Here is a 16,804-nt window from a genome sequence, read left to right on the forward strand (position 1 = left end):
CAGCAGGGTGACAGCCAGCTATGACGTGGGAGAATAATACAAAATCGCAGCACTTTGTTTCACAGGTAGAGCAGCGCTTTAATGCACTCAATCCAAACGCGGCTACGAAGAATCAAAGGATATACGACTTTGAGATCATCAATCGAGAGACTCCAGAACTCCGATTGTTAAGCCACAATGGACAGAACATTTCCAGGACTCTCGCATACTCAGATTTATACAGTTTCGAGTTGGAACAGGACAAACAAATTCGAAACAACTTCGAGAATGCTTTCTATCGCTACGAGAAAGACATCAAGACACACACAGAAAACCTACTTCAGAAACTCATTTCTAGGCGAATAGACATAAACGTAAATGATGAGGTCGTAAACCTCTTCACCACAAAGTTACTCAATTGCGCCCGTAATCCTTTTTCGATTCATAAAATGCTCAACACTTTTGGTGCATTGACGGATTATTTACCTACATCTCCCGAACAACAAACGCCATTTAATCGAATTCTAAATGGAAGCAAGCCCCATCAGAAGCGATTATGTCATGACTTCGGTATTAGCGAAACGGAATATGAACAATGGCTACGCATGTTATTTATGTTGTTTATTCCTTCAGGAGAAGGTGACTTGAATATGCTAGAGAGCATTGTGAAAACCGGCTTCACCGATCCTAGGTTTGAAATTGGTGTGTTAGTAAGCCTTTATTCTTCTCCTCAATGTTTGTTGTCTGACCGTTCATTCAGTAGCAATATTGAAAAACCTGGGATGGACGGCTTCGACTTCAACTTATCGTCGAAGGCATTTATTCGTTACATGTTCGCCAATATTGATGAGATTGTGTCGTCTTGTAAACCACCAGAGATCCTCAGTGCCTTTAAGGCTGAACGTAAGAAACTGCCACGTCAAATTCAGCTAAATTATTGTTTTAACAATATGGAACTACTTGGAGGATTTAACCGCAATGTGATCTACCAAAGCAATCGCCACGTTTATTGTGCTTCCAAAACGCCATTCATCTTCTGATGGGAGTCTGATTCTGGTTGATCCTTAGTGTGGGGGTGGGCACCCCTGTTTGTGCCCACGCGGATCGAAATGGTGGGCAAATTTGCCCACCCTACGTTTGCATGTCAGCAACTCCGATCAAACCAGTCCTTCATTGGCTTGATATTCGACTGTCCAACCGGCTGCTAATGGCCGGGAGTTACCAATCATAATTCTTTTAACGAACCTATAGGTTTGGGTGAGGCAGCGCCTCCCCCCAACATCTCGACCGGCACAACCTCCCAGTATCGATAGCTGTTTGCTGGATCGATGTTTAGCTGTCGGAGTTTGTTGGGTAGACGGGGGGCTTGTCGTGTTGGGGTTCCTGTCGTGAACCGACGAGCTAATATTTTCTACCCAGTCTTGGTATTGATCGTTCCTAATTGGGATCTTGCAAGGTATTTTGCCAGTCGCGAAAGGCTAGTCGGCTTGCGCGCAAGCTTGAGTTGCTTTGCGTTTTGAGCGATTTGGCTGGCGCGAATAGCTTTTTACCTTGCGCACAAGCTTATCCTGGCTGGCGATTAAAGCGATTTGCCGTGGGCGAGCACGGTTTTGGCTTGCACACAAGCTTGTGTCGCTTTGCGTTTGTAGCGATTTGGCTGGTGTGAATAGCTTTTTACATTGCGCGCAAGCTTATCCTGGGGGGCATCCCGAATTTTGTGTAAACGGGTTTAAGTTATCGGTTAGGGATTCGGTCTTCGAACTGAATACTAAACCGGTTTAATGCGGCTTTCCAGTCATAGACGGGCATGGTCCACTTTTGGCTGATATTCTTCAATGCCAGATAGAGCAACTTGGATAATGCGTCATCGCTGGGGAAGATCGCGCGATTTTTTATGATTTTTCTCAGGCTTCGGTTCACCGATTCGATGGTATTAGTGGTGTAGATCACCTTGCGAATCTCGGGCGGATAGTCGAAAAACGGGATGATACGGTCCCAGTTTCGTCGCCAGATCGGGGCAATGGTGGGATAGGCTTCGTGCCAGTTGGCCTCGAATTCGGCCAGTTTTTGTTCGGCTTCCCTGACGGTAGCGGCTTGATAGATACGCTTGAGGTCGTCGGCGACCGACTGGCGCCTTTTGTAGCTGACGTAGTTAAGGCTGTTACGGACCAAGTGCACGATGCACAACTGCACAGTGGCTTTGGGAAACACGGTTTCGATCGCTTCCGGAAACCCCTTTAGACCGTCGACACAGGCGATAAAAACGTCGTTGACGCCACGGTTCTTGAGCTCGGTGACCACTTGCAGCCAAAATTTGGCGCCTTCGCTTTGGGCAATCCACAGCCCCAGCACCTCTTTGTGGCCGTCCAGATTGACACCAATAGCCAGATAGACCGCCTTGATCCGCACACTGCCACTGTCCCGCACTTTGGTGTGTAGGCAGTCGAGGTAGACGATGGGGTAAATCGGATCCAGCGGACGGGTTTGCCAGGCGCTCACCTCCTCAAGGACCGCGTCGGTCACCGAGGAAATCAAGGTGGGTGACACCTCCGTGTGATAGAACTCCAATAGATGGGCCTGGATTTCCCGTACCGTCAGGCCGCGGGCGTACAACGAGATGATCTTGTCGTCGAAGCCCGTCCAGCGCCGTTGATGCTTGGCGATAATCTGGGGTTCGAATTCGCCATGACGGTCACGGGGAATCTCGATGGGTAAGTCGCCGAAGTCGCCTTTGAGCGTTTTCCGGCTCTTGCCGTTACGGGCATTGCTATTGGCGTTGGTCACCGCCTCATGCTTGCCGTGGCCCAAATGCGCGGTCATTTCCGCTTCCAGGGCGCGTTCGACAATGGCTTTGGTCAACTGCTTTAACAGTCCATTGGCACCGATCAGGTCTTCGGGTGTTTGATAGTTCGACATTAAGGCATCGAGTAATTCATCAGGAATGGCTTTGGGTGATACGGTCATTTTTTCATCCTCATCAGGATCAGTAGTTTCCTACCTCATGGCCGTTTACACAAAAATTCTTACACCCTCTTATCCTGGCTGGTGATTAAAGCGATTTGCCATTGACGAGCACCGTTTTGGCTTGCGCGTTGGCTTATGCAGGTTTGCGATGGCAGAGATTGGCTGGGCGCGAATGGTATTTCGGCTTGCAGGTATGCCGAAATGCTTGGCGGTTAAGGATAAAAGGTATGCGGGAGCAGTAAAAGTCTAATCTCGATAGCTTTGCAGCCAAGCGGCTCAGGCATTTTGCCGAGCCGTCTTCCGCCGTCGGCTGCGAATTTCGCCACAAAGCAATAAGCAATTAGTCCGGACGGAATCGAGGGTTCGCAGCCGACATCCTCATTCATTAATGAGAGAACAAAAAATGATAAGAGTTTTAGTAACAGGGTCTACAGTTTGGAACGATGAAGATGCAATAAAAAGAGAGTTGAGAAAATTGGGCCGGGAGCTTGTCATAGTCACAGGCGACACTCCCGGTGTTGATGCGGTAGCAATTTCTATTGCCTCGGATGACGGATTGAAATTTGAAGCAATGAAGAAGAATCAAGAGGATTATGAACGTTACCCCAAGGAGGCTTGGAAAGGGTTAAACGAGCGAATGCTGGCCTCGGGAATCGACTTAGTACTTGCATTTCACGCTGAGTATAATGTGCAAGGCAAAGCTCGAGGAACAATCCACGCGGTAGAATTAGCCATGCAATCCGGTGTGGAGGTAAAAGTGTTCACATGCTAACTATTTTTATGAGCAATACCATCCACAAGATCGGCCTAGTTTGCCTCAATATTTGTTCAACGTGGCGTTTAAACCCCAAGCTCGGCAGCGATTTGCTGCCGGCTCTTGCCGCCCAATCGATACCAATGAAACATTTGTCGGTTGGGCAGAGGTGCGCGGTATAACCAGAGGCTGACCGGCCTCTACCGTTTTTTCCGCAAGCTTTAAACCGGGGCTTTTTCCGGTACTGAATGTAAGAGGAGAGAATATGGGAAGAATTAAGGCCTTAACATGTTGGTCTTTGGTATTGGTCATGTGCGGCGCTTGCAGCGCTGACTGGCCGCAACGCCTTGGCTATCATGCGGTGCAGAACGCCGGTCAATTGCAGTGCCAAAAAGCCATGGCCAACGATTGCGAACGGCGGCAGAGTTACGACGAGTACCAGCGCGAGCGGGAACGGATGCAATAGCGGTTCAAATGCCGTTCAACAAGGACAACTCTGCCGGATGCGGCTGCATGTAATAGGAGTTGTCGATAAAGGCGTCAGGTTCTCTGCGGAAATGATGGCGGAGTAGGGTCAGCGGCACGATCAGCGGCAACAAACCGATCCGATAATTTTCGATGGTTTCTACCAGTTCCTGTTTGTCGTCGCTGTCCAGTTTGTGCTTTAAATAGCCCTGGATGTGTTGCAAGACATTGACATGGTTGCCGCGAGTGGCGACGATTTTCAGACAAGTCATCAAGGCGCCAATATAGGCAGCGCCGGTATTTTCAATATCAGCGTTGGTGACGCCGGCAATAATCCGCCCCAGCTCACGCGCCTGGTTTTGTTCGTGACTCATCGCGATCAATTTATGCCGGCTGTGAAAGCTGATCAAACCATGCGGGGTCAAACCTTGTCCGCATAAATCCTGCCAGCGGCGCATCACAAACACGCGCTGGATAAAGTTTTCGCGCAGGCCGGGATCGCCCAATCGGCCCTCTTCTTCCACCGGCAGGCTGGGGAAAGTGCGCTGTAAATAGTCCGCAAAAATACCGATGCCTTGCCGCGCGGGGATGTCGTTCTTGTAGATTTTGACGCGGGTCATGCCGCAGCTGGGTGAGTCTTTTTTCAGAATATATCCACACAAGCCACCCAGCCAATCGTGTTGCCGGGCCGAGGCCTGTTCCAATCGTTCCGTCACGTCCAGGCTGTGATCCTTCACGCCGACGCAACGGATGGTGCCGTCGGCGGTTTCCCGCAATTGCACGCAAGGACGCGGTACGCCCAAGCCGGCCTCGACTTCCGGGCAGAAAGGTTTAAAGTCGAAATACTGGCCCAGCGTGCGCTCAATGTAGCTGTGATACTTGTGCGCACCGTCGTAGCGCACTTCGTGGCCTAACAGGCAGGCGCTGATGCCGACCGCAATTTTCTGCATGCTTAATCCTTGGTTATTGCTTGGGGTGTTGGTCGAAAATCAGTTTTTCGGTGGCAAAGCCGAGCGCTTTGGCTTGTTGAATCAGATCTTGTTGGATGCTCGGTGCCAGCTCCGGGCTGCGGGCCAGTATCCATAAATAATCGCGATCCGGGCCGGCGATCATCACATACCGGTAAGCGATTTTATCCAGCGCGATGATGTTATAGGCGCCGTAAAACGGCCCGAAGAAAGAGACTTTCAGGCGGCCGATGTCCGGTTTGTCGATAGAATAAGCTTTGCCTTCGGCGATTTTTCGTTGGCCTTGCTCGGCGTCGTAGCCGCTGTTTAATACCTTAACGCCGCCGTCATCGCGCAGGCTGTATTCGGCGCTGATGTCGGTCAGGCCACGCTCGAAGCTGTGATCCAGGTGGGCGATTTCGTACCAGGTGCCCAGATAGCGTTCCAATTCGAAGCCGTCTATCACTTTTACACCTTCCGGGATGCCTGTGCAGGCGCATAGCAAGCTTAATAGCAGTATCGGTAGATAACGCATGGTTTACTCCGCTGTAGCCGCGGTATTGCCTAAGGCCTTGAATTGGGCTTTGATCGATTGGCTTTGTACCGCATGGTCGACGCACGGTGCGGGATAGTCGCCGGCTTGCGGATACTTTTCCCATTTATGAATCACCGCTGCCGGGAAGCGTTGCAACTCCGGAATCCAGGTCTTGATATACAGGCATTGCGGATCGAATTTTTTCTGCTGTAGCCAGGGATTGAAGATCCGGAAATACGGTTGCGCGTCGCAGCCGGTGGAGGCTGCCCATTGCCAGTTGCCGTTGTTGACGCAAGGGTCGTAATCCAGCAAACGTTGCGCGAAATAACGTTCGCCCCAGCGCCAGGACACATGTAAATCCTTGACCAAAAACGAGGCAACGATCATGCGTAAACGATTATGCATCCAGCCGGTTTGATTCAATTCGCGCATGGCTGCGTCCACAATCGGGAAGCCGGTTTGGCCGTTGGTCCAGGCCCAGAAATCGGTTTGGCCGTTGCGCCAGAGCATGCCGTCGTAACGTCTATCAAAAGCGTGACCGAACACATGCGGAAAATGAAAGCCGATATGGGTGAAAAAGTCTCGCCAATATAACTGGCGCAGCAAGGGATGGTCGGGATCGAGTTCAGCTTGGATGCTATGAAAAACTTCTCGTACCGAGCAGCAGCCAAATTTCAAATAGGCCGACAGTTGGCTGGTGGCAGCCATGGCCGGAAAATCGCGGACCGCGAGGTAGTTTTTGCAGTTGCCAATGATGGCTAATCGCGCCAAGGCTGCTTGTCGGCCACCGGGCAACGCGTTTTGGTGCGGCTGTTGGAGTTGCTGTAGCAGCTCGGGTTTGTGGCCGACATAGGCTGTTGCCAATAGTTTACCGGCCGCCAGCCGTTGCGGTGCTGGCACCGGCAGGAGTTGGGCTTGCCGATGAAACGCGGTGAACACTTGATAAGGTTTGCCGTTACTTTTTAAACCTTGTTCCGGTTCGGTCAGCAGTAAATCGGCTTGGCTGTGAAAAGCCAGATGCAGTGTTTCGCACTGTTTTCGTAGCTCGGCGTCGCGCTGCCGGCTGAACGGGCTGTAATCGCGATTGACAAACACCGCTTCGATACCGAAATCCTGTTTCAGTGGCTCGACAAGATGTGCAGACTGACCGTTGAAAATATACAGCAGGGCACCTTGTTGTTGCAGCTGCTGCTGCAAATCAGCCAGTGATTCCAGCATGAATTGCAAGCCGGGTGTGCTTTGATAAGGATGAGATTGTATTTGTCGCGGATCGAAAATAAAGCAAGCCAAAACCTGAGTTGATTCACGTAAGGCCGCGTTCAGGCCGCTGTTGTCCTCCAGACGTAAATCACGGCGGAAAATAAACAGCGAAGTTTTGTAGCGTTTTTTTGCCATCAGCTAGTTAGCAGTCGCCCCAATGAATAATCATTTGCTGGCAATTAAACAGGATGTTGGGGTAATACTGATAAATCACCCAGCGCAACAGCAAGTCGAAATACGCCGCTACTGTCATCATGCGCGCCACTGCAGCCCAAATTCTGCTAGCGCCTTTATCCGAACAGCGCCACACGGCGCCGGTCCAATAAATCAGCGGCATTGCCATGATGATATGGATGGTAACCCAGCTAGCGACCGTGAAGTTACCTTCGTTAATCCGGTAGTCGATGAAAAACAATACCGCGTTGTAGAGGATAAAAAATGGATAGAAGGCGTCTTTTAAGCGCAGATAACCTAGCCAGCTCCATTGCAGATAAAAATACAGCGTGGCCGGTGTGCGTTCTTCCCATTCCTGGGCCGGTGAAGGGGTTAAATAAAATATCAGGATGCCCAGGGCAAGGGCGACCAACAGCGCTTCGTACCAGGTGATAAACGAAGTAAAGGCAAATAGTAAGGAAAGACTGTCGATCAACATAAATGTGCCCGTTGTTTATCTAAGGTTTATCCAGAATATCGCGCAAGGCGGTATCCAACAGTGAGTATTTAAATGCAAAGCCTTGTGCCAGTAAACGTTCCGGCAGCACGCGTTGGCTACCCAAGACCAGCGCCGCCATTTCGCCCAGCAATAATTTAAGAACCACTTCCGGCATGGGCAGCAACAGCGGTCTATTTAGTACGCTGGCCAAGCTGGCGCTGAATTGTTGGTTGCTGGCCGGGTTGGGTGCTGTGGCGTTGTATGGGCCGCGCATTTCCGGCTGTTCTAGCATCGCTTCGACAATAGCCAGCCAGTCGTGCAAATGTACCCAGGACATCCATTGCGACCCCTTACCCAAGCGTCCGCCCAATCCTAAACGAAACGGCAGCAACATGCGTTTCAGTATGCCACCATTATCACCCAGCACCAAGCCGGTGCGTATCAGGCAGACCCGACTGCCGAATTTTTCCGCTTGCAAGGCTGCGGATTCCCAATCGGCGCAAAGCTGTTGAGAAAAGTCGGCAACGCTCGCGCTATTTTCAGTCAGGAACTTGTCGCCTTGATCGCCGTAAACGCCGATAGCCGAGCCGCTTACCAGGACGGGGGCTGGCTGCGAGGAGGAGGCTATCCAGGCCACCAATTGTTCGGTCAGTTTAATCCGGCTATCACGCAACAACTGCTTGCGTGCCTCGGTCCAGCGTTGATCGAAAATGCCTGCGCCAGCCAGATTGACTACCGCTTTGAAAGTGCCGGCATCGGGTAAATCGGCAACTGAACTTATCGCTTGTACGCTGTTGCCGAAAGTAGCAACTACTTTTTCGGCGCTACGGCTCAGCACCGTCACAGAATAATTTTTTTGTATTAATTGTTTGGCAAGTGCGCTACCTAGAAAGCCGGTGCCACCGCTAATTAAAATCGAATTTGTATTCATGAGATTGTGCTCGTGGAATTAAAAGGCTAAATCCAACCATCAATTCAGTGCTTGGCGGGTGTTAATCGGATTCTGTATCGATGGCGGCTCGGCCTTTGGGAATCATCATTTGGCGTAACTGCCTATTTTTAAACCAGATCACAGCCCGAAAACCCAATAGCATAAATATGATAAGCAAGTAGAACAAAGGTTCTGCCAGATTGCCTTTAAGCTGCCAGAAATAATGAATCATTGCCGAACCGGCAGCTATATAAATAAAACGGTGCAGTTTTTTCCAGCTTTTGCCCAAGCGCTTCTTCGCCGCTTTAGAGGAAGTAATACCTAATGAAAAAATGATAATAAAGGCAAGTAGTCCAAACCAGATATACGAGCTTTCGATAATATCGATGGCTATCATGCGCCAGGCAAAAACCTGATCAACCAAAAGATAGGCCAGTACATGCAGGCTGGCGTAAAAAAAAGCATATAAGCCGAATAATTGTCGATAGTCGGTCATGCCGCGCCATTTTGTAACGGTCTGTACCGGGGTGATAGCCAGGGTTAGCCATAAAAATCGCAGGGCCCAATCGCCTAAACGAATATGTAAGGCTTGCATTTGATTCGAGCCCAGGTTATCGAAGGCAATATCGAAAAATATCCAAAGCAGCGGTATAAGACAAACCGCGATGGTTAAGGACCGCAAATTATTAATTTGCATAATCATTAGAAAAAATGCCTCAAATCCATATCACGATACATGTGCGCGACTTGTTCGGCATAACCGTTAAATAATTCGGTTTGCCGGCGTGGGGTGAAAAAGCCGCTGCCCAATTGTCGCTCGCTATTTTGGCTCCAACGCGGATGCGGCACATTCGGGTTGACGTTGGCGTAAAAGCCGTATTCGTTGGGGGCAAACTTGTTCCAACTGCTAATCGGCGGCCTTTTTAAGAGTTCTATTTTGACCACGGCTTTGATGCTTTTAAAACCGTATTTCCAGGGCACCACCAAACGCAGAGGAGCGCCGTTTTGCTTCGGCAAAATATCGCCGTACATACCGGTCGCCAGTATCGTCAAAGGATGCATGGCTTCGTCGATGCGCAAGCCCTCGACATAGGGCCATTCCAGCATCGCGTTATTGCCTTGTTTGGGCATGGTGTCGGGTTGATAAACAGAAGTCAGTTTTACGAACTTGGCGGTCGACAAAGGTTGAGCGGTTTTCAGCCAATCGCCTAGCGAGAAGCCCACCCAGGGTACCACCATGGACCACGCTTCGACGCACCGGAAACGATAGATATATTCCTGTATTGTTTGCTGGCGCAGAATATCTTCCAGCTGATAAATGCCGGGTTTTTCCACTTCGCCGGCTATCTCGACAGACCAGGGATCGATGCGCAGGTTTTGAGCCAGGCTGCTTGGGTCTTCCTTGTTAAAGGCAAATTCGTAGTAATTATTGTAATTTTTTACTTGGTCGGCCGGGGTGATGTCCAAGGCATTCGCCGAGAACCGGTTTTGGGGCACGGCGCTCCAAATGGGTTTTGCGGGTTCGGCCCAACTGTTACGAATGCTGGTCCCGTTCAGCATCATGGCGGCCAGTGCTTTAATGATGGTGCGACGCTGCTGGAAAACCAAAGGATCGGTAATTTCACTGCCGGGAATATTTTTTATTGTTTTTATAATCATGGCTTAATTACCGGCAACTTATGCAAAGAGTTTCATCACTTTTTACCTTTTGGAATCCAGCCGAATAATTGTCGAATCTTACGCTCGGTAATAAATGCCAAAGAAAATAGTTGAATAAAATTATCGGCCTCAATCAAATCTAATCCTATCTGAGCGGGTACCAGTTCTTTTCGCGTACCAAATATCCGATCCCAAACAGCTAAGACAATTCCGTAATTACTGTCATGTTCCGAACGCAAAGTGGAATGATGGGTGCGATGCAGGGAAGGGGTAATAATCACTTGGGAAATAGCGGCTTCGTTGGGGATGCGAATATTGCTGTGATGGAAAAATATAAAAAATAACTCGATAATTTCTATGGAAAGCACTAAATAAGCATTTACGCCAATGACTACTACGAATACACATTTATAAATTATTTCCAGGAGTAAATCGAAAACATGAAAGCGAAAGCCAGTGGAAACGTTAAAACATTTATCGCTGTGGTGAACTTTATGGAATCGCCATAAATATTCAGACTTGTGACTGGCGTAATGCCAAACAAAAATAGCCAAGTCGAAAAAAGCGAAAGCCAATAACCATTTAAGCGGACCATTATTCAGGCCGCTTAATAAACCGAAGCTGGCGAATTGCTGGGCAACCAGAAATAGGGAAGAGGCCCTAAGCACGGTTAAAATTAAGTTATTGACTAAAAATGCGGTGGTGTTGGTAACGAAAGACTCTTTGTAAGTCTTGGCCGGAAATTGCCGATAGGGTTTAGTTTTCTCGATGATTAGCAACAGCACGAAAGCTAATATCGCCAGACCGAATAAGGCTTCGTTAAAAAACAGGCCATCGTTGGCGTTTGCAGTTGTATTCATGGATATCCTCTAAGGTATGTATTTATCGCACGTAATTTAACTTCCTTGAATCGCATCTAATAGGCTGGTTAACTCCTTAATTTCATTGTTGGCATTTACCTGTTCCGTAATGTCATATTGCACACCTAGATAATAAATTACTCTATTCTTTTTATCTAATAATGGGGTTATCTTTAAACGATTATGAAACAATGTGCCGTCTTTTTTATAATTTCTTAATGTTACTTCAACCGATTCATGTTTCTTCATGGCTTCGATAATTTTAAAACGTGCCTCTTGTTCTCTATCTTCGCCTTGTAAAAAACGGCAGTTATGACCAATTATCTCGTCATGAGCATATCCGGTTAAACGTTCGAATGCTTTATTGGCGTATATAATAGGTGCGTCTTCAAGGTCAGGGTCAGCCAGCGTGACGCCGTTTACGCATTCATCCAAAATAGCGGAAAGTACTTGCGGAATAAGACCGCTATCTTTTTCAACAATAAAAGCCATGGTTAAACTCCGGGTTTTATAATAATTATGAGTTTGTATATGCTAGTTGCATTCTACGAGAACTAAATTCTTGATGTTTTCGACGGTGTTTTCTGCGCCGTCTTCGATGGCGCAACGAATTAATTTCTCAAAAGGCCGCATAAATACTTCAAGCTCTAAAAATTCAAAACGAAAAATCAAGCGTGTGGGCTGACTTTCTGCTTGAGTGGCTTCAAGAAAATAACTGTGCTTATAAGGTGCGGTGACTCCTTGAAAGATAAGTTTTGATTGGGGGTGATAGTCGGTAATTTCAAAAACGGACTCTATTTCGCCGTTATTGTCTTTACGAATTTGCTTGGCTTTGGCGCCGACAAAAACTTTTTTGCCGTCGAGCGGTTCAAAATCGATTACTTCTACTGCCCATTTCGGGTAGTTTTCAAAAAAATTTTCACCAATATAATGGAAAACATCGTCAACCCGTTTATCAATATCGATGCATGCCTCGCCGGCAATGGGTTTGTGTGAGTCGAATGGAAATTTGATTTGCATTTTATCCTTTCCCCTCGCCGAGCTTGCTGCTCAGCGTAATTATAATTTTTCTGGATACGTGAAGCGTATAAAACCGTATTTAAATTAACAGAAACAAATCGTTATTCGGCCGAGATAGGCCTTGTAATGTGTTGCTCAGTATACCTCGACGATTTTGGTGTAGAGATAATTTTATTGAATACTGGCTTGCAAAAGGAATATAAACTTGCTTTATTAGGGCTGTAAGCAAGGCCGTTTGAGGAAAAACAAAATAGCTAACAGTCAAATTGTAGACTGTTTGTGTCTAAGAACTGTAAAACACTAGTTTTCCTGGTGCCGCATGGCCGCGCAGCCGCCATATAGTAGATGTGATAATCCGGAGTATATAAATAACTTGCTATAGTTCTCGTCGATTTCAATTTGATTGATCGAGCAGTAAAACTCTAACGAACCGATTAATAGCAAAAGAAAAATGCCTAATGCGGCCAATGCTTCAGGACTGTTACTTAATTTATAAAAACTGTAAGCCGCGATTTGTATCAAGCATAAATAAAACATCATTAAACGCATGTTATTTGCTAATGGGCCGTACAAGTCGCTATTATCTTCAAAAAACAGGGTATTGCCGAATATAGTGGCAGCACCGCTGATCAATAATAGAATCACCGCCACATTCAAATTAATCTGCAACAACAATTGCAGTAAGTTCAGGGTTTTTGTAGTTATCGATTGAGTATGCATATTGCTACCGCTAAAAAAGATACCCTCCAAGAGTACTGCGTTTGGAGGGTATATAGAGGAGGACTTTTAGGACGCGAGTACTTGTCCTTGATCCAGGTGATCGCCGGTTTCGTTGCTTATCGAGTCTTCTATCTCTTCAAACGATTTTGGTTCTTCTACTTCCGGTTCCGGCGGAGCAAGCGTTTTGCCTTGTAACAGTTCATCGATCTGGAATTTGTCGATGGTTTCCCAATCCATTAAGGCTTGAGCCATGTTGTGTAACACTTCGATGTGCTCTTTCAGTATGGTTTCAGCGCGATTGTAATTGGCGTCTATTACCAGCCGAATTTCTTCATCGATAGTCTGTGCCATTTTTTCGGACATGGGTTTGGATTGCGGGCCCATGTAGCCGCCTTCGCTATCGCCATAATCCATCGGGCCCAGACGATCAGACAAACCCCATTTGGTGACCATGTTTCTAGCGAGCTGAGTGGCGCGCATGATGTCGTTGGACGCCCCAGTCGTCACCTTGTTTTTGCCGTAGATTAATGCCTCTGCAACCCGGCCACCGAACAAACTGGCGATTTGGCTTTCCAATTTATCTTTGGATGCGCTGTATTGATCACGCTCCGGTAAAAACATGGTGATGCCCAAAGCGCCGCCGCGAGGCATGATGCTGACTTTGTAGACAGGATCGTGTTCAGGGACATTGCGGCCGACGATGGCGTGTCCGGCTTCGTGATAAGCGGTCATCAACAAGTCTTCTCTGGTCATCACCATGGTGCGTTTTTCCACGCCCATGATCATCTTGTCGCGGGCTTTGTCCAAGTCGTTCATGGTCACTACGCGCTTTTTATTACGGGCAGCGAACAAAGCGCCTTCGTTAATCAAGTTGGCCAGTTCCGCACCGGAGAAACCGGGTGTGCCGCGGGCCAGATCATTGATATTCACGTCTTCCGCCAGCGGTACTTTGGCGCCATGCACTTTCAGGATTTGCTCGCGGCCTTTGATGTCCGGCAAGCCGACTTGGACTTGACGGTCGAAACGGCCTGGTCTTAGCAGTGCTTTGTCCAGCACGTCGGCGCGGTTGGTGGCGGCGATGACGATAATGCCTTCGTTGCCGCTGAAGCCGTCCATTTCCACCAATAATTGGTTGAGCGTTTGTTCGCGTTCGTCGTTACCTCCGCCGATACCGCTGCCGCCACGTTGCCGACCGACTGCGTCGATCTCGTCGATGAATATGATGCAAGGCGCGCGTTTTTTGGCTTGTTCGAACATGTCTCTAACCCGGGAGGCACCGACACCGACGAACATTTCCACGAAGTCCGAGCCGGAGATGGAGAAGAAGGGCACGCCCGCTTCGCCGGCAATCGCTCTGGCTAACAAGGTTTTACCGGTACCGGGAGGTCCCACCATCAGCACCCCGCGCGGAATTTTGCCACCTAAGGCTTCGTATTTGCTGGGTTCTCTGAGGAAGTCGACCATTTCCACGACGTCTTCCTTAGCTTCCTCTACGCCGGCTACGTCGGTGAAGCGGACTTTGATTTGGTCTTCAGCCATTAACTTGGCTCGGCTTTTGCCAAAACCCATTTGGCCATCGCGTCCGCCCATTGCAGCCTGCTTCCGCATGAAGTACACCAGTACCATGATCAGTAACAGAGTAGGGGCCCAGGAGATGAGGATATTCATCAGGGTGGACGGTTGTTGTGGCTTCTCGACTTTGATTTTCACGCCGTATTCCAGCAACTCGTCGATCATCCGCGAGTCGTTAGGATTGTAAGTGGCGAATCGGGTGCCGTTTTGGCGGTGGCCGTCGACGTTATTGCCGTCGATTACCACTTCCGTAACCACTTTATTACGGACATCTTCGATAAAGTCGGAGTACGAAATCTCATAATGCGGATCGTATTCCGGCATGTTGCGGTTCATCACCGCCGACACCACTAAGCCTGCCGCGATAAGGATGGTGAGAAAAATGAACATTTTTTTCATGATAGCTATCTCCTAACTCACTTTTCGCTGGAGAAGTATTTGAAAAAATCGGAGTTTGGTTTTAACACCAAAGTATCCTGAGTTTTTTCAAATGACGTTTGGTATGCCTGTAAGCTGCGGTAGAACGCATAGAACTCCGGATTTTTACCGTAGCTTTTCGCGTAAATCTCCGCCGATTGCGCATCGCCGCGACCGCGTATGTTCTCTGAGTCGCGTTGGGCATTGGCCACTATCACGTGTTTTTGCTTGTCGGCTTCCGCACTGATTTGCTCAGCACTTTCCGCGCCTTGCGAACGAAACTCGCGGGCTACACGCTCCCGTTCGGCGCGCATCCGTTGATAAACCGAGCTGCTTACTTCCGGCGGCAAGTCGATACGTTTCACGCGAATATCGATTAGCTCTATACCGAATTTTTCCGCGGTGGGCGCCAATTTAGCCAACAAGGTTTGTCTCAGTTCGTTACGATCTTCGGAGATCAATTGTTTGATGGTCCGCACGCCGAATTCGCTACGCATCGCGTCTTTCATGATTTGGTCGAGGCGTAGATTGGCTTGAAACTCGTCGCCGCCGACCGTGGTGTAAAAGAGACCCACATCACCGATTCGCCATTTGACGAATGAGTCAACAATTACGTTCTTCTTCTCGGAGGTAAGAAAACGCTCGGATTTGGCATCCAAGGTCAGCACACGCGCATCAAATGTGCTGACGTTATTGATGATAGGGGTCTTGAAATGTAGTCCGGGAGTGTAATCGGATGTCACCATCTCTCCGAGACGAAACAGAATGGCTTTTTCGTTTTCTTTCACGTAAAAAACCGACATATAGGCCAGTACGCACAGAGTCAAACCGGCCGGAATTAAAACTTGGGTGGTTTTGCTGCTCATGGTTTGCTCCTGCTAGGACGTAATTCATTACCGGCGGTTTTGCGAGCGCCGTTTTTGTCGCTGCTGTGTTGCTCGGCACTAAGTTCCGGTTCCGAGTTGCCGGTTGCAGGTTGCGTATGTTGCGTAACGGTTTGCGGCAAAGGCATGTACATCATGGGGTTGGACTGATCGTCGTTCAGCATGATTTTATTAGTGCTGCTGTACAGTTTTTCCTTGGCTTCCAGGTATAAACGTTTACGGGTAATGGCAGGGTTTTTTTCGTATTCCACCAGCAGCTGATCGAAACGCTCGGTTTCACCTTTGGCTTTGGCGACCTTCTCGGCTTCGTAAGCTTCCGCTTCTTGAATAATTCGCGATGCCGCACCGCGCGCTTTAGGAATGACTTCGTTGCTGTAGGCTTCGGCTTCGTTGATCAAGCGTTGCTTGTCTTCTCTAGCCCGAATCGCATCCTCGAAAGCGCCTTGTACTTCTTCCGGTGGCTGCGCGTCTTGCAAGTTGACACTGGCAATGCTGATGCCGGCTTTGTAGCCGTCCATCGCTTCCTGGGTTTGCTCTTTTATCTCCGCGACGATTTGGCTGCGGCCTTCGGTTAACACGAAATCCATGCTATTGCGGCCGATTACCGCGCGTTCCACGCTTTCAGTCAGTTGCTTCAGCGTGTTTTCATTGTTTTTGACGTTAAACAAATAGTCGCGAGCATTATTGATCTGATACTGCACGGCCAGACGCACGGTAATGATGTTTTCGTCGGCGGTCAGCATCAGCGATTCCTGCGGAATAACTGACGATTTGTTAACCCGGCTGGTGTCGGTGTAACCGACTTCGATAAACCGTTGTTGCTCGACGTTGACATTGGCGACGCTTTCGATAGGTGCCGGAATATGCCAATGCGGGCCTGGCAAAGTGGTTTCCGAATACGCACCGAAGCGGCTGACCACGCCTCGGTTACCCTGGTCCACGATGTAAACACCGCTGGCCAGCCAGACTACGGTCAAGGTGCCGCCCACGGCCGCCGCTATATTGGTTAAAGAAAACATGCTTTTATGATCGTTAAAGAAGTCGCCTGCTTTAGATGAGACGTGCTTCCACTGCTTATCCATTTCCAACTTCCAGTCGGGCTGCGGCGTTTGCTTGCTGGTGTTTTGTTTTTCTGATGACATAATCACTCCTCTTGTAGTGTTAGCCTGACCTGGGTCAATGATT

At 48.7% G+C, this 16,804-nt stretch carries 18 protein-coding genes; 3 read left to right on the forward strand and 15 right to left on the reverse strand.

The window, feature by feature from the left end; all coding sequences use genetic code 11:
- The first annotated feature begins 428 nt into the window (after positions 1-428).
- Positions 429-1,019 (forward strand): hypothetical protein, encoded by a 591-nt coding sequence (locus EBA_RS07860; RefSeq protein ID WP_192374134.1) that lies wholly within the window; start codon positions 429-431, stop codon positions 1,017-1,019.
- Positions 1,020-1,713: 694 nt separating this feature from the next.
- Here EBA_RS07860 and EBA_RS07865 read toward each other — a convergent pair.
- Positions 1,714-2,943, reverse strand: a complete 1,230-nt coding sequence (locus EBA_RS07865) for an IS256 family transposase (RefSeq protein WP_192374135.1) — start codon at positions 2,941-2,943, stop codon at positions 1,714-1,716.
- 388 nt (positions 2,944-3,331) lie between these two features.
- Here EBA_RS07865 and EBA_RS07870 point away from each other — a divergent pair, with 388 nt between their 5' ends.
- On the forward strand, positions 3,332-3,715 hold the full coding sequence (locus tag EBA_RS07870; RefSeq protein WP_223146654.1) for an SLOG family protein: 384 nt from the start codon (positions 3,332-3,334) through the stop codon (positions 3,713-3,715).
- Between the two features lie 247 nt (positions 3,716-3,962).
- Positions 3,963-4,163, forward strand: coding sequence for a hypothetical protein (locus EBA_RS07875; protein WP_192374136.1), 201 nt, complete (start codon positions 3,963-3,965; stop codon positions 4,161-4,163).
- A 4-nt stretch (positions 4,164-4,167) separates the two neighbouring features.
- Here EBA_RS07875 and EBA_RS07880 read toward each other — a convergent pair whose 3' ends face one another.
- The 14 genes from EBA_RS07880 to hflK form a co-directional block, all read right to left on the reverse strand.
- Positions 4,168-5,112: a YbgA family protein gene (locus tag EBA_RS07880; protein ID WP_192374137.1), complete on the reverse strand. Its 945-nt coding sequence runs from the start codon at positions 5,110-5,112 to the stop codon at positions 4,168-4,170.
- A gap of 13 nt (positions 5,113-5,125) precedes the next feature.
- Positions 5,126-5,644 (reverse strand): lipocalin family protein, encoded by a 519-nt coding sequence (locus tag EBA_RS07885; RefSeq protein WP_192374138.1) that lies wholly within the window; start codon positions 5,642-5,644, stop codon positions 5,126-5,128.
- Between the two features lie 3 nt (positions 5,645-5,647).
- Positions 5,648-7,039, reverse strand: coding sequence for a cryptochrome/photolyase family protein (locus EBA_RS07890; protein ID WP_192374139.1), 1,392 nt, complete (start codon positions 7,037-7,039; stop codon positions 5,648-5,650).
- A gap of 7 nt (positions 7,040-7,046) precedes the next feature.
- A complete protein-coding gene (locus tag EBA_RS07895; protein WP_192374140.1) occupies positions 7,047-7,556 on the reverse strand; it encodes a hypothetical protein in 510 nt (169 codons plus the stop codon).
- Positions 7,557-7,575: 19 nt separating this feature from the next.
- Positions 7,576-8,487, reverse strand: coding sequence for a TIGR01777 family oxidoreductase (locus EBA_RS07900; protein WP_192374141.1), 912 nt, complete (start codon positions 8,485-8,487; stop codon positions 7,576-7,578).
- A 61-nt stretch (positions 8,488-8,548) separates the two neighbouring features.
- A complete protein-coding gene (locus EBA_RS07905; RefSeq protein WP_225616017.1) occupies positions 8,549-9,184 on the reverse strand; it encodes a protein-methionine-sulfoxide reductase heme-binding subunit MsrQ in 636 nt (211 codons plus the stop codon).
- A 5-nt stretch (positions 9,185-9,189) separates the two neighbouring features.
- Complete coding sequence (gene msrP, locus EBA_RS07910) at positions 9,190-10,146, reverse strand: protein-methionine-sulfoxide reductase catalytic subunit MsrP (RefSeq protein WP_192374143.1); 957 nt, start codon at positions 10,144-10,146, stop codon at positions 9,190-9,192.
- A gap of 35 nt (positions 10,147-10,181) precedes the next feature.
- Positions 10,182-11,006 (reverse strand): sterol desaturase family protein, encoded by an 825-nt coding sequence (locus EBA_RS07915; RefSeq protein ID WP_192374144.1) that lies wholly within the window; start codon positions 11,004-11,006, stop codon positions 10,182-10,184.
- Between the two features lie 36 nt (positions 11,007-11,042).
- On the reverse strand, positions 11,043-11,498 hold the full coding sequence (locus EBA_RS07920) for a PAS domain-containing protein (protein WP_192374145.1): 456 nt from the start codon (positions 11,496-11,498) through the stop codon (positions 11,043-11,045).
- Between the two features lie 42 nt (positions 11,499-11,540).
- Positions 11,541-12,026, reverse strand: coding sequence for an SRPBCC family protein (locus tag EBA_RS07925; protein WP_192374146.1), 486 nt, complete (start codon positions 12,024-12,026; stop codon positions 11,541-11,543).
- A gap of 300 nt (positions 12,027-12,326) precedes the next feature.
- A complete protein-coding gene (locus EBA_RS07930) occupies positions 12,327-12,746 on the reverse strand; it encodes a hypothetical protein (protein WP_225616019.1) in 420 nt (139 codons plus the stop codon).
- Between the two features lie 66 nt (positions 12,747-12,812).
- Positions 12,813-14,717: an ATP-dependent zinc metalloprotease FtsH gene (gene ftsH, locus EBA_RS07935; RefSeq protein ID WP_192374147.1), complete on the reverse strand. Its 1,905-nt coding sequence runs from the start codon at positions 14,715-14,717 to the stop codon at positions 12,813-12,815.
- A 17-nt stretch (positions 14,718-14,734) separates the two neighbouring features.
- Positions 14,735-15,601 carry a protease modulator HflC gene (gene hflC, locus EBA_RS07940; RefSeq protein WP_192374148.1) on the reverse strand — a complete coding sequence of 289 codons (867 nt, stop codon included), beginning with the start codon at positions 15,599-15,601 and terminating at the stop codon, positions 14,735-14,737.
- Positions 15,598-16,761: an FtsH protease activity modulator HflK gene (hflK, locus tag EBA_RS07945; RefSeq protein WP_192374149.1), complete on the reverse strand. Its 1,164-nt coding sequence runs from the start codon at positions 16,759-16,761 to the stop codon at positions 15,598-15,600. The genes hflC and hflK overlap by 4 nt, the downstream gene beginning before the upstream one ends.
- Positions 16,762-16,804 lie beyond the last annotated feature (43 nt).

This window comes from Methylomonas albis (genome assembly GCF_014850955.1).
In the GTDB taxonomy this organism is placed as follows: domain Bacteria; phylum Pseudomonadota; class Gammaproteobacteria; order Methylococcales; family Methylomonadaceae; genus Methylomonas; species Methylomonas albis.